Here is a 12,901-nt window from a genome sequence, read left to right on the forward strand (position 1 = left end):
AGGTTTCCCTTAGAGCGTAGCTGCATTACTCTGTCAGCCACCTCATTTCATGGACAGCCTTGCAGGAGACCTATGACCATACGCATTGCGATTAATGGCTTCGGTCGCATCGGGCGTAACGTGGTTCGTGCTTTGTATGAATCCGGGCGTCGTGCGGAAATCACCGTGGTGGCAATCAATGAACTGGCGGATGCTGCTGGCATCGCTCATTTGTTGAAATATGACACCAGCCATGGGCGCTTTGCCTGGGATGTACGCCAGGAGAGAGAGCAGCTGTTTGTCGGCGATGATGCTATTCGCCTGCTGCATGAATCTTCCCTTGAGCTGTTGCCCTGGCGTGAGCTGGCGGTGGATGTGGTGCTTGATTGTACGGGCGTTTACGGCAGCCGTGAACATGGCGAAGCCCATCTTCAGGCTGGCGCGAAGAAAGTGCTCTTTTCACATCCTGGCGGCAACGATCTCGACGCGACGGTTGTTTTTGGCGTCAATCATGATGAATTGCGAGCCGAGCACCGTATCGTCTCCAACGCCTCCTGCACGACCAACTGCATTATTCCGGTCATTAAACTGTTAGATGATGCCTACGGCATAGAGTCAGGAACGGTAACGACGATCCACTCATCAATGAACGATCAGCAGGTCATTGATTCCTGGCATCCGGATTTGCGTCGTACTCGAGCAGCCAGTCAGTCGATTATCCCGGTTGATACTAAGCTTGCTGCGGGGATTACGCGTTTTTTCCCTCAGTTTAACGATCGTTTCGAAGCGATTGCGGTGCGTGTGCCGACCATTAATGTGACGGCTATCGACCTCAGCGTGACGGTGAAGAAACCAGTAAAAGCAAGTGAAGTCAACCAGTTGCTGCAAAAAGCAGCACAGGGTACATTTCATGGTATAGTTGACTATACGGAATTACCGTTAGTCTCGATAGATTTCAACCACGATCCGCATAGCGCCATTGTTGATGGTACGCAAACGCGGGTAAGCGGCGCGCATTTGATCAAAACGCTGGTCTGGTGCGATAACGAATGGGGCTTTGCTAACCGGATGCTCGACACCACGTTAGCGATGGCCGCACAAGGTTTCAGGTAAGGCGCGTAAGCGCTTGCAAAACTTTATCAAGAATCAACGAGAGGATTCACCATGTCTGTAATTAAGATGACCGATCTGGATCTTGCTGGTAAACGCGTTTTTATCCGTGCGGATCTGAACGTACCAGTTAAAGAAGGGAAAGTAACCAGCGATGCGCGTATCCGTGCTTCTCTGCCGACCATCGAACTGGCCCTGAAACAGGGTGCGAAAGTGATGGTAACTTCCCACCTGGGTCGTCCTACCGAAGGCGAGTACAACGAAGAATTCTCTCTGCTGCCGGTTGTTAACTACCTGAAAGACAAACTGTCTAACCCGGTACGTCTGGTTAAAGATTACCTGGACGGCGTTGAAGTGGCCGCTGGTGAACTGGTTGTTCTGGAAAACGTTCGCTTCAACAAAGGCGAAAAGAAAGACGACGAAGCGCTGTCTAAAAAATACGCTGCGCTGTGTGACGTATTCGTAATGGATGCATTCGGTACTGCTCACCGTGCACAGGCTTCTACCCACGGCATCGGTAAATTTGCTGACGTGGCTTGCGCAGGTCCGCTGCTGGCTGAAGAGCTGGATGCATTGGGCAAAGCGCTGAAAGAACCAGCTCGCCCGATGGTCGCTATCGTTGGTGGTTCTAAAGTTTCCACTAAACTGACCGTTCTGGATTCCCTGTCAAAAATCGCTGACCAGTTGATCGTGGGTGGCGGTATCGCCAATACCTTCGTTGCCGCTCAAGGCCACAATGTCGGTAAATCCCTGTACGAAGCAGACCTGGTTGACGAAGCTAAGCGCCTGCTGACAACCTGCGACATCCCGGTCCCGACTGATGTGCGCGTGGCAACCGAGTTCTCAGAAACCGCAGCCGCAACCCTGAAATCTGTTAACGACATCAAAGATGACGAACAGATTCTGGACCTGGGCGACGCTTCTGCACAGCAGCTGGCTGAAATCCTGAAAAATGCCAAAACTATTCTGTGGAATGGTCCGGTTGGCGTGTTTGAATTCCCGAACTTCCGCAAAGGTACTGAAATCGTTGCGAACGCTATCGCTGATAGCGAAGCCTTCTCCATCGCAGGCGGCGGCGATACCCTGGCAGCAATCGACCTGTTTGGCATTGCTGACAAAATCTCCTACATCTCCACTGGTGGCGGCGCATTCCTCGAATTCGTGGAAGGCAAAGTCCTGCCAGCAGTAGCTATGCTCGAAGAGCGCGCTAAGAAGTAATTCAGTTCAGGCGGGGTGACCCGCCTGTTTTTCAGCGCGCTTAAACGCTCGCGAACCTTCTTCAACGGTCGAAGATACAGATACAGGACTACGTAACATGTCTAAAATTTTTGATTTCGTAAAACCGGGCGTCATCACTGGCGACGACGTTCAGAAAGTGTTCCAGGTAGCTAAAGAAAACAACTTTGCTCTGCCAGCAGTAAACTGCGTGGGTACTGATTCCATCAACGCCGTTCTGGAAGCTGCTGCAAAAGTTCGTTCTCCGGTTATCGTTCAGTTCTCTAACGGCGGCGCAGCGTTCATCGCGGGCAAAGGCGTGAAAACTGACGTTCCTCAGGGCGCAGCAATCCTGGGTGCTATCTCTGGTGCGCATCACGTACATCAGATGGCAGAGCACTACGGTGTTCCAGTTATCCTGCACACTGACCACTGTGCTAAGAAACTGCTGCCGTGGATCGACGGTCTGCTGGACGCGGGTGAAAAACACTTCGCAGCTACAGGCAAACCGCTGTTCTCTTCTCACATGATTGACCTGTCTGAAGAAACTCTGCACGAAAACATTGAGATCTGTTCTAAATACCTGGCTCGTATGGCCAAAATGGACATGACTCTGGAAATCGAACTGGGTTGCACCGGTGGCGAAGAAGATGGTGTGGATAACAGCCACATGGACGCTTCTGCACTGTACACCCAGCCGGAAGACGTTGATTACGCTTACACCGAGCTGAGCAAAATCAGCCCGCGTTTCACCATCGCGGCTTCCTTCGGTAACGTACACGGCGTTTATAAGCCGGGTAACGTGGTACTGACCCCGACTATCCTGCGCGATTCTCAGGACTATGTTTCTAAGAAACACAACCTGCCGCACAACAGCCTGAACTTCGTCTTCCACGGCGGTTCCGGTTCTTCTGCTCAGGAAATCAAAGACTCCGTAAGCTACGGCGTAGTGAAAATGAACATCGATACCGACACCCAATGGGCGACCTGGGAAGGTATTCTGGGCTACTACAAAACGAACGAAGCTTACCTGCAGGGCCAGCTGGGTAACCCGAAAGGCGAAGACCAGCCGAACAAAAAATACTACGATCCGCGCGCATGGCTGCGTGCTGCTCAGGTGACCATGGTGGCACGTCTGGAGCAGGCATTTAAAGAACTGAACGCGATCGACGTTCTGTAAGAAAACGCTGTTTCTTACTCTGAAGCCCGCAGAAATGCGGGCTTTTTTATTATCTGAACGACATGAAATGTTGCTAAATAAATGTGATCAGTTTGGCAAAACGTACACTTTTTGTTTACCCTTAACCTACCTGTTATTTCAGGTTTGGTTTTTTATTTCCCGTCCGGGTATCCATAAGGAATGTTAAATGGAAGATTTGAACGTTGTCGATAGCATAAATAACGCCAGTTCGTGGCTGGTGCGCAATCAGGAATTACTGCTGAGCTATGCCGTCAACATCGTAGCGGCTATCGCGATTATTATTGTTGGTATGATCGTGGCGCGGATTGTGTCCAATACGGTGAATCGCCTGATGCGGGCGCGACATATTGACGCCACTGTTGCCGATTTTCTTTCTGCGCTGGTTCGTTACGCCGTTATTGCTTTTACGCTGATAGCCGCTCTGGGCCGCGTGGGCGTACAGACCGCTTCGGTTATCGCTGTACTCGGCGCCGCGGGCTTAGCCGTCGGCCTGGCGCTACAGGGCTCGCTGTCTAACCTTGCCGCTGGCGTCCTGCTGGTCGTCTTCCGTCCGTTCCGCGCGGGTGAATACGTTGACCTTGGCGGCATAGCGGGCACTGTGCTGAACGTGCAGATTTTCTCCACAACCCTGCGCAGCGCGGATGGCAAGATAGTGGTAGTTCCGAACGGTAAAATTATTGCCGGGAACATCATCAACTTTTCCCGCGAGCCGGTTCGTCGCAATGAGTTTGTGATTGGCGTAGCTTACGATGCTGATATTGATAAGGTGAAGCAACTGATTACGGCTATCATTGAATCAGATGAGCGTATCCTTAAAGATCGTGAAATGACCGTGCGCCTGAATGAACTGGGTGCCTCATCGGTAAACTATGTGATTCGTGTATGGAGTAAAAGCAGCGATCTGCAAAACGTGTATTGGGATGTTCTGGAGCGTATTAAGCGTGACTTCGACGCTAACGATATCAGCTTCCCGTATCCGCAGATGGACGTGAATTTTAAGCGAGTGCCAGAGCGCGACGTAGAATAAAACGGTTAAGGCCAGCAGATGCTGTAATGCCGATCAGTTAAGGATCGGTTGACCGATCCAGTGGCTGTGTAAGAATCCGGAAATGCTCACCCGTTTCCGGATTTTTTTATGCACATTGGACAGGCTCTTGATCTGGTATCCCGTTACGATCCCCTGCGTAACCCTCTGACTTCTCTGGGCGACTATCTGGACCCGGAACTTATTTCCCGCTGTCTTGAGGGATCCGGCACCGTCACCCTGCGCAAGCGCCGCCTGCCGCTGGAAATGATGGTCTGGTGCATTGTCGGCATGGCACTCGAACGTAAAGAACCCCTCCATCAGATCGTCAATCGTCTGGACACCATGCTGCCGGGCTGCCGTCCCTTCGTGGCGCCCAGCGCCGCTCCCCAGGCACGACAGCGTCTGGGAAGCGAAGCCGTCCGCCGCGTGTTCACGCAAACAGCGCAGCGCTGGCATAACGCCACGCCGCACCCGAACTGGTGCGGCCTGACCCTGCTGGCTATCGATGGTGTGTTCTAGCGTACACCGGACACACCAGAGAACGATGCCGCCTTCCCCCGCCAGACGCATGGCGGAAACCCGGCACTCTGCCCGCAGGTCAAAATGGTCTGCCAGATGGAGCTGACCAGCCATCTGCTGACGGCAGCGGCCTTCGGCACGATGAAAAACAGTGAAAATGAGCTTGCCGGGGAACTTATAGAACAAACCGGCGATAACACCCTGACGTTAATGGATAAAGGATATTACTCACTGGGGCTGTTAAACGCCTGGAGCCAGGCGGGAGAGCACCGGCACTGGATGATCCCCCTCAGAAAGGGAGCGCAGTACGAAGAGGTCAGAAAACTGGGCAAAGGCGATCATCTGGTCACGCTGAAAACCAGCCCACAGGCACGAAAAAAGTGGCCGGGTCTGGGAAATGAGATGACAGCCCGCCTGCTGACCGTGACGCGCAAAGGAAAGGTCTGTCATCTGCTGACGTCAATGACGGATGCCATGCGTTACCCGGGGGGAGAAATGGCAGACCTGTACAGCCATCGATGGGAGATCGAACTGGGATACAGGGAGATAAAACAGACGATGCAACTGAGCAGGCTGACGCTGAGAAGTAAAAAGCCGGAGCTGGTGGAGCAGGAACTGTGGGGCGTCTTGCTGGCTTATAATCTGGTGAGATATCAGATAATTAAGATGGCGGGACATCTGAAAGGATACAGGCCGAATCAGCTGAGCTTCTCAGAATCATGTGGAATGGTAATGAGAATGCTGATGACTCTGCAGGGCGCTTCACCGGGGCGAATCCCGGAGCTGATGCGTGATCTTGAAAGTATGGGGCAACTGGTAAAATTACCGACAAGAAGGAAAAGGGCCTTCCCGAGAGTGGTAAAGGAAAGGCCCTGGAGATACCCTTCAGCCCCGAAAAAGGGCCAGTCAGTGTCTTAACTGACTGGCATTACAGCAGATGCTGGCCTTTTTCATGTCAGTGAAAATCTTAGGAACAGAGTGGGCTAAACATATTCAGGGTGGCAGGTGAGGGATTCTGCGGAATAAACCTTGAAGTTCGCTCAATAGTAAAGTTTGTATTTCTAAATCAGCTATCCCCTGCTACCTGTCTTTTCTGAGAGAACATGTTTTAGCCGCTATACCCTAAATAATTTGAGTTACTTACAGGCGGCAAGGGAGGGATAAATTCGTCGGGAACGAATTTGACCAGCCGAAGGTGAGAGGCAGGAATCTCTCATTAGTCCCCAGAAGATAGATAATTATATGACTGGGGTGAGCGACAAATCTGCCGGGAGCAGATTTGAACGCCGTGTAACGACGGCCCGTCAAGGCGAGGCCCGAGGGGCCGAGTCATCCGTAGCCAACACATAAGCAACTTGAAGTATGACGGGTATATAATTATATATATGTGATATGGTGCCTTTGGCTTGTTCGTATACTGTTTAAATAATACGTTTTACGTGTTTTTTCTTTCTTGCTAATTATTTGTGTGAATATTTTAAGGAGATTTAATTATCCACTTCTGAATATTTTGTCTGTAATCACATTTCCATCTTTCTGTTATTCCGTCTGCATTGTTTTTGTATAAAAAGCCAGGGCATAGTCTCAGTAACACCATTCTGTTAATGCTGAGAGAAATTATTATGCCCTTTGTTAAAGTTGAAGTGACTCCGGAAGAGAGTAGAGCCCTGCTGTTACAGGATGAAGAACTGCAAAGGGTTTATGAGGAAGTCGGAGGGGGAAGGATTACAACTGCCGCCAGGCAACCTCCCGATTGCTGGTACGTTAATGAAGAAGAGGATGCCAGCATTTGCTTGCTGGGTCTGGGCACAGGCCCGTGGTGTGATCCAAGGCACCTGTATATTTTAAGAATAAATAAAAACTATATCGTTTTTCAGTTGGTTGGTTTTACCACTGTAAGGTTTCTTCATAATAGTTCTTTGCTGGATAATGATCTTTACCGGGTGAAATATCTTATTTTGGCAGGACTGAATTCTGTCGGTTACTGGGGGTTGGGTATTACCGATACTGTTGATCTCGTGCTCGATCCCGTTTTTGAGTTTGTTCAGGAACAGAGGTCTTAATATGGCGTACACCTATTCTGAAGCGCTTGAACAACTGGATATATTGCTACGTGATGGCAATGTAACCGTCGCTAAGCTTGAAAAACTGATTGCAGACACGTCAGCAAAGGTACCGCAGGCGGTGCCAGACAGTATATATCTGCTTTACAGTGGAGATACTGAAGATGTTAAAGGGGTTGAGACTGCCACCAATATAAGTAATAAAAAAAGAATGCTCTGGTAATCGCTGATACTCCTGTGGGCATGCTTCTTAATAATAAAGATTTTGAGTTTTCGTACTTTATAGCCCGGCGGGATGAATACAGAGAAAATATTCCAAGTTTTAAGGATTTATCCCTGGAAGCACAGGGATAGATTGTCAAACAAGATTACCAATTAGCCTTTGATGGAAAAGACGCCTCAGGAAAAAAAGCTTCCAACAACTCCCTCTGGGATCAAGTATCTAAACGCTTCGTCGAAGAAGCCTCCGGTAGTTTCCGCATTCTCGCCACAGATGCCTCAGAATTCAGTATTTTCTATCAAACTGAACTTCCCGCCCTTCTTAAAAATCCGAACGTCTGCCTTTACGGTCAGCCAGAATCAGGAAAATAATAAATAAGGCCATAGCCGGTATGGTATCGATATATCAGCTGTTGGCTGGTCTCTGTCTTACCTGATAGATCAGGTCAAAATTATTATAATGATATATATGTCATGTGATATCTTTGGCTTACCTGCATACTGTTTAAATAATGCAATTTACGTATTTTCTCTCTCCTGATTATTATTTGCGTGAATATTTTAAGGAAATTTAATTATCTCTTTTCTGATATTTTGTTTTTAATCATATTTCCATCTTTGTGTTATTCCGTCTGCATTGTTTTTGTATAAAAAGCCAGGGCATAGTCTCAGCAACACCATTCTGTTAATGCTGAGAGGAAATTATTATGCTATTTGTTAAAGTTGAAGTGACACCGGAAGAGAGTAGAGCCCTGCTGCTACAGGATGAAGAACTGCAAAGGGTTTATCAGGAGGCCGGAGGGGGAAGGATTACCACCGCCGACTGGAAACCTCCTCGTAGCTGGTATGTTAATGAAGAAGAGGATGCCAGCATTTGCTTACTTTGTCGGGGCACAGGCCCGTGGTGTGATCCAAGGCACCTGTATATTTTAAGAATAAATAAAAACTATATCGTTTTTCAGTTGGTTGGTTTTACCACTGTAAGGTTTATTCATAACAGTTCTTTGCTGGATAATGATCTTTACCGGGTGAAATATCTTATTTTGGCAGGACTGAATTCTGTCGGTTACTGGGGGTTGGGTATTACCGATACTGTTGATCTCGTGCTCGATCCCGTTTTTGAGTTTGCTCAGGAACTGAGGTCTTAATATGGCGTACACCTATTCTGAAGCGCTTGAACAACTGAATATATTACTACGAGATGGCAATGTTACCGTCGCTAAGCTTGAAAAACTGGTTGCAGACACGTCAGCAAAGGTACCGCAGGCGGGGCCGGACAGTATATATCTCCTTTATAGCGGAGAGACTCAAGGTGTTCGTTCAGTTGACACAGCTACTGATGTCAGCAATAAAAAAAGAGGTGATGCTTCCAATTAGTAGAACATGTGTTTTTCAATAAACGTCCCGATGACTTTTTCGTGGATCTCTACTGAACGCGAGAAGCAGATTGTTTTACGAGCCAAGCGCTTAATGCGGGTGCGCAGCGTCAGGTTATTGCGCTCAATCCGTTGGGTGAATATTTTTCCGGTCAGATGCTTATCCTTCGGCACCTCCCGGCCATAGCTGCCCCAGTCGTCGCTGGTGATCATGCCGATGTTGAATGGCGTAAGCAGTGTCAGTAGTTCCCGGCAGGTTTCATCGGTACGGGGACCAAAAGTGTAGGCCAGTACACCCCCTGTTTTGGTGTTATACGCGTACCAGAGCCAGTGTTGCCGGGCTTTACTGCCAACGAAACTCCATTGCTCATCAAGTTCGCAGATAAGCGCCACATCAGCATGAGCAACGGGCGAAGACGTTATTCGCTTTGGCGTGAGTTTTTTAAAGTCCGGATGACGGTGTTAATGCCAATTTTCAGTGTTCTGGCGGTATCGCGAACCCCGGCGCCATTGAAGGCCATTTCAGTGATCAGCTCTTTAATGCCCGGCTTACGGGCCTCATAAGTGTAAGTGAGCTGAAAAACGCGGTGGCAGTCACGGCAGCGAAATCTGTCATGGCCTTTAGGGTTCTGACCATGGCGGTAGACCTGTGCAGACTGACAACGAGGACAATGAATGTTAACGCTGGCCATGAAAGAACCTCAAAAGCCCGCATTATACATCAGATTCAACTAATTAGAGGCATCACCAAAAAAGAAATGTTCTGGTAATTGATGACAGTCCTGTTGGTTTGCTTCTGAGAGATAAAAGATTTGAATACGCATACTTTATATCCCGACGGGATGAATACAGAGCGACCATTCCCGGTTTTAAGGATTTATCTCTGGAAGAACAAGGAGACATTGTATCCAGAGATCACCAATTAGCCATAAGCGGAAAAGATACCTCAGGAAAAAGAATCACCAGCGATTCCCTCTGGGACCAGGCCTCTAAACGCTTTGTCGAAGAAGCCTCCGGTAGTTTCCGTATTCTCGCCACAGATGCTCTAGGATTTAGTCTTTTCTGTCAAACTGAACTCCCGCCCTTCTTAAAAATAAAAACATCTGCCTTTACGGTCAGCCAGATTTAGGGAAAGAATAAATAAGGCCATAACCTGCATGGTATTGATATATCAGTTATCGGCTGGCATCTGTCTTACCTGATAGAACAGGTCATAATTATTATATTAATATATATATATCATTTGATGCCATTGACCTGTCTGTATACTGTTTAAATAATGCGTTTTACGTATTTTTCCCTTCTTGCTTATTATTTGCGTGAATATTTTAAGGGAATTTAATTATCCACTTATGAATATTTTGTCTGTAATCAAATTCCCATCTTTCTGTTATTCCGTCTGCATTGTTTTTGTATAAAAAGCCAGGGCATAGTCTCAGTAACACCATTCTGTTAATGCTGAGAGGAATTATTATGCCCTTTGTTAAAGTTGAAGTGACACCGGAAGAGAGTAGAGCCCTGCTGTTACGGGATGAAGAACTGAGTCGGGTTTACCAGGCTACGGGGGGGGGGGACGGATTACGGGGGCTGCCTGGGAGTTCCCCGATTTCTGGTACGTTAATGAAGAAGAAGATGCCAGCTTTTGCCTGCTGTGTATGGGAGACAATCCGATATCTGATCCAAGACACCTGTATATATTAAGAATAAATAAAGACTATATTATTTTCCAGCTGGCTAATGGTAAAAAAACGGTAAGGTTTATTCACCGCAGCTCTCTGCTGGATAATGATCTTTACCGGGTGAAATATTTAATTTTAGCAGGACTGGATGCTGCTGGTTACTGGGGGAATGGTGTAGCTGATGTTGTAGTGGATGCTGTGTTAGACCCGGCTTTTGAGTTTGCTCAGGAGATATGGTCTTAATATGGTTTATACCTGTTTTGAAGCAGTTGAACCGTTGAAAAATGATTGCCGATACGCACTACTAAAAAACCGGCTATCACCTTCACGGACAGCCATTCAGAACAATAATAAATAAGGCCATAGGACGTGTGGAATTGAGATGCCCGCTGTTCTCTGGTATCTGTCTTACCTGATAGTACAGGTTATGGCTATTATAATAATATATATATCATATGATGTCTTTCCCTTGCCTGTATACTGTGTAAATAATGCATTTTACGTATTTCTTCTTTCTTTGTTATTATCTGTGTGAATTTTTTAAGGAAATTTAATTATCCACTTCTGAATATTTTGTCTGTAATCAAATTTCCATCTTTCTGTTATTCTGTCTGCATTGTTTTTGTATAAAAAACCAGGGCATAGTCTCAGCAATATCATTCTGTTAATGCTGAGAGGAATTATTATGCCCTTTGTTAAAGTTGAAGTGACGCCGGAAGAAAGCGAAGCCCTGCTGTTACGGGATGAAGAACTGAACCGGGTTTACCAAGAGACTGGGGGAGGACATGTTACAACTGCTGATGTGGCACTACCTCGTTACTGGTTCATTAATGAGGACGAGGATGCCAGTTTTTGCTTGCTGTGTTTGGGATCAACACCTGGATATAATCCAAGAAAGCTGTATATTTTACGGGTCAAAAAAAATTATATAATTTTGGGGCTATATAGATTTAGGAATATACAATTCCTACATGACAGTCCGCTGCTGAATAATGAAATCTACAAGATAAAATATTTAATTACTGCAGCGCTCAGTGTTGCTGGCCAATGGGGAGATGGCGACACTGATGGTGTAAATGGTGTACCAGATCCAATTTTTGAATTCGCACCAGGTATGAGGTCTTAGTATGGCTTATACCTATGATGAGGCACTTAATGAGTGGAAAAAATGTAAGACTTTAGCTGATTTCGAAAATCTGATTGCTAATACATCAGTACAAATTGCCGGAGCCAATGCCAATAGTCGTTATTTACTTTATAGTGGTAAACTTGATGATAAATACCTTAGCGATATATCTAAAAATATAGCTAACAAAAATGACATATTTAGAATACAAGATACTGCTGTCGGTAAGCTTCTTAGTAATTTAGATTTTCAAAAAGCATACTTCTATGCTCGTTGGGATGAATACGATGCAACCATCACGGGCTTTGCGGATTTATCGATAGAACAAAAAGGAGAAATTTTAAAGAGAGACCATAACTTAGCTTGGGGGGGGACCGAGGGGTCTGTCGGTTCTGCCAAGAGAACCACCAACAACTCCCTCTGGGACCAGGCCTCTAAACGCTTCGTCGAAGAAGCCTCCGGTAGTTTCCGCATTCTCGCCACAGATGCTTCAAAATTTAGTCTTTTCTATCAAACTGAACTCCCCGCCCTTTTTAAAAACCTGAACGTCTGCCTTTACGAACAGCCAGAGCCAGGAAAATAATAGATAAGGCCATAGCCGGTATGGTATCGATATATCAGCTGTCTGCTGGTTTCTGTCTTACCTGATAGATCAGGTCAGGATTATTATAATGATATATATATCATATGATACCTCTGGCTTACCTGTATACTGTTTAAATAATGCAATTTACGTATTTTCTCTCTCCCGGTTATTAGTTGTGTGAATATTTTAAGGAGATTTAATTATCTCTTTTCTGATATTTTGTTTTTAATCATATTTCCATCTTTGTGTTATTCCGTCTGCATTGTTTTTGTATAAAAAGCCAAGGCATAGTCTCAGCAACACCATTCTGTTAATGCTGAGAGGAATTATTATGCCATTTGTTAAAGTTGAAGTGACACCGGAAGAGAGTTACGCCCTGCTGCTACAGGATGAAGAGCTGAACCGGGTTTACCAGGCTACGGGGGGGGGGCGGATTACAGGTGCCTGCGGACATCCCCCCCTTTACTGGTATATTAATGAGGAAGAGGATGCCAGTTTTTGCCTGCTGCGTCTGGGCGGCAGTCCAGTTTATGATCCAAGACACTTGTATATATTAAGAATTGGTAAAAATTATATTGTTTTTCAGTTGATTGATCGTAAGACTGTAAGGTTTATTCATGACAGCCCCTTACTGGATAATGAAACTTACCGGGTGAAATATTTAATTTTAGCAGGGCTAGAGTGTACTGGTTACTGGGGGTTGGGTATTACCGATATTTTCGCTGATGCTGTGTTTGATCCTGCTTTTGAGTTTGCTCAGGAGATAAGGTCTTAATATGGCTTATACCTATTTCGAAGCGG

At 46.6% G+C, this 12,901-nt stretch carries 13 protein-coding genes and 1 pseudogene; 13 read left to right on the forward strand and 1 reads right to left on the reverse strand.

The features are described from left to right. Window positions 1-72 precede the first annotated feature (72 nt). The 9 genes and pseudogenes from epd (at window position 73) to HV213_RS04905 (ending at window position 8,710) form a co-directional block, all read left to right on the forward strand. Entirely contained in the window at window positions 73-1,092 is a 1,020-nt protein-coding gene (gene epd / locus HV213_RS04865; RefSeq protein WP_181484904.1) for an erythrose-4-phosphate dehydrogenase, read from the forward strand. 51 nt (window positions 1,093-1,143) lie between these two features. After that, on the forward strand, window positions 1,144-2,307 hold the full coding sequence (gene pgk / locus HV213_RS04870; protein WP_110276741.1) for a phosphoglycerate kinase: 1,164 nt from the start codon (window positions 1,144-1,146) through the stop codon (window positions 2,305-2,307). 97 nt (window positions 2,308-2,404) lie between these two features. Further along, a complete protein-coding gene (gene fbaA / locus HV213_RS04875) occupies window positions 2,405-3,484 on the forward strand; it encodes a class II fructose-bisphosphate aldolase (RefSeq protein ID WP_112216558.1) in 1,080 nt (359 codons plus the stop codon). A 187-nt stretch (window positions 3,485-3,671) separates the two neighbouring features. Then, window positions 3,672-4,532 (forward strand): small-conductance mechanosensitive channel MscS, encoded by an 861-nt coding sequence (gene mscS, locus HV213_RS04880; RefSeq protein ID WP_181484905.1) that lies wholly within the window; start codon window positions 3,672-3,674, stop codon window positions 4,530-4,532. A 108-nt stretch (window positions 4,533-4,640) separates the two neighbouring features. Beyond that, window positions 4,641-5,969: pseudogene (locus HV213_RS04885) on the forward strand (IS4 family transposase). Window positions 5,970-6,673: 704 nt separating this feature from the next. Further along, on the forward strand, window positions 6,674-7,114 hold the full coding sequence (locus HV213_RS04890; RefSeq protein ID WP_181484906.1) for a hypothetical protein: 441 nt from the start codon (window positions 6,674-6,676) through the stop codon (window positions 7,112-7,114). A gap of 1 nt (window position 7,115) precedes the next feature. Further along, window positions 7,116-7,337, forward strand: coding sequence for a hypothetical protein (locus tag HV213_RS04895; protein ID WP_181484907.1), 222 nt, complete (start codon window positions 7,116-7,118; stop codon window positions 7,335-7,337). A 703-nt stretch (window positions 7,338-8,040) separates the two neighbouring features. Then, complete coding sequence (locus tag HV213_RS04900; RefSeq protein ID WP_181484908.1) at window positions 8,041-8,481, forward strand: hypothetical protein; 441 nt, start codon at window positions 8,041-8,043, stop codon at window positions 8,479-8,481. Window position 8,482: 1 nt separating this feature from the next. Continuing rightward, window positions 8,483-8,710, forward strand: a complete 228-nt coding sequence (locus HV213_RS04905) for a hypothetical protein (protein ID WP_181484909.1) — start codon at window positions 8,483-8,485, stop codon at window positions 8,708-8,710. Here HV213_RS04905 and HV213_RS04910 read toward each other — a convergent pair. After that, window positions 8,707-9,401, reverse strand: a protein-coding gene (locus HV213_RS04910) for an IS1-like element IS1N family transposase (RefSeq protein WP_181483804.1) whose coding sequence is annotated in 2 segments (ribosomal slippage) — window positions 8,707-9,155 and window positions 9,155-9,401 — 696 coding nt in all. Because the reading frame shifts where the segments join, the coding sequence is not laid out codon by codon here. The two genes, HV213_RS04905 and HV213_RS04910, sit on opposite strands and share 4 nt — an antisense overlap. 963 nt (window positions 9,402-10,364) lie before the next feature. Between HV213_RS04910 and HV213_RS04915 the strand changes: the two genes are divergently transcribed. From HV213_RS04915 to HV213_RS04930, 4 genes are all read left to right on the forward strand, one after another. Next, window positions 10,365-10,631 carry a hypothetical protein gene (locus HV213_RS04915; protein WP_181484910.1) on the forward strand — a complete coding sequence of 89 codons (267 nt, stop codon included), beginning with the start codon at window positions 10,365-10,367 and terminating at the stop codon, window positions 10,629-10,631. A 442-nt stretch (window positions 10,632-11,073) separates the two neighbouring features. Continuing rightward, window positions 11,074-11,514, forward strand: a complete 441-nt coding sequence (locus tag HV213_RS04920; protein ID WP_181484911.1) for a hypothetical protein — start codon at window positions 11,074-11,076, stop codon at window positions 11,512-11,514. A 1-nt stretch (window position 11,515) separates the two neighbouring features. Further along, window positions 11,516-12,097: a hypothetical protein gene (locus HV213_RS04925; RefSeq protein WP_181484912.1), complete on the forward strand. Its 582-nt coding sequence runs from the start codon at window positions 11,516-11,518 to the stop codon at window positions 12,095-12,097. Between the two features lie 334 nt (window positions 12,098-12,431). Then, window positions 12,432-12,875, forward strand: coding sequence for a hypothetical protein (locus tag HV213_RS04930; RefSeq protein ID WP_181484913.1), 444 nt, complete (start codon window positions 12,432-12,434; stop codon window positions 12,873-12,875). The last annotated feature ends 26 nt before the right edge of the window (window positions 12,876-12,901 follow it).

This window comes from Klebsiella sp. RHBSTW-00484, from assembly GCF_013705725.1.
Lineage (GTDB): Bacteria > Pseudomonadota > Gammaproteobacteria > Enterobacterales > Enterobacteriaceae > Klebsiella.

Excerpts from the sequence above, each read along its gene's own strand:
- epd (WP_181484904.1), top strand. The coding sequence starts at position 73 with ATGACCATACGCATTGCGATTAATGGCTTCGGTCGCATCGGGCGTAAC.
- pgk (WP_110276741.1), top strand. The coding sequence starts at position 1,144 with ATGTCTGTAATTAAGATGACCGATCTGGATCTTGCTGGTAAACGCGTT.
- fbaA (WP_112216558.1), top strand. The coding sequence starts at position 2,405 with ATGTCTAAAATTTTTGATTTCGTAAAACCGGGCGTCATCACTGGCGAC.
- mscS (WP_181484905.1), top strand. The coding sequence starts at position 3,672 with ATGGAAGATTTGAACGTTGTCGATAGCATAAATAACGCCAGTTCGTGG.
- HV213_RS04890 (WP_181484906.1), top strand. The coding sequence starts at position 6,674 with ATGCCCTTTGTTAAAGTTGAAGTGACTCCGGAAGAGAGTAGAGCCCTG.
- HV213_RS04895 (WP_181484907.1), top strand. The coding sequence starts at position 7,116 with ATGGCGTACACCTATTCTGAAGCGCTTGAACAACTGGATATATTGCTA.
- HV213_RS04900 (WP_181484908.1), top strand. The coding sequence starts at position 8,041 with ATGCTATTTGTTAAAGTTGAAGTGACACCGGAAGAGAGTAGAGCCCTG.
- HV213_RS04905 (WP_181484909.1), top strand. The coding sequence starts at position 8,483 with ATGGCGTACACCTATTCTGAAGCGCTTGAACAACTGAATATATTACTA.
- HV213_RS04915 (WP_181484910.1), top strand. The coding sequence starts at position 10,365 with ATGGGAGACAATCCGATATCTGATCCAAGACACCTGTATATATTAAGA.
- HV213_RS04920 (WP_181484911.1), top strand. The coding sequence starts at position 11,074 with ATGCCCTTTGTTAAAGTTGAAGTGACGCCGGAAGAAAGCGAAGCCCTG.
- HV213_RS04925 (WP_181484912.1), top strand. The coding sequence starts at position 11,516 with ATGGCTTATACCTATGATGAGGCACTTAATGAGTGGAAAAAATGTAAG.
- HV213_RS04930 (WP_181484913.1), top strand. The coding sequence starts at position 12,432 with ATGCCATTTGTTAAAGTTGAAGTGACACCGGAAGAGAGTTACGCCCTG.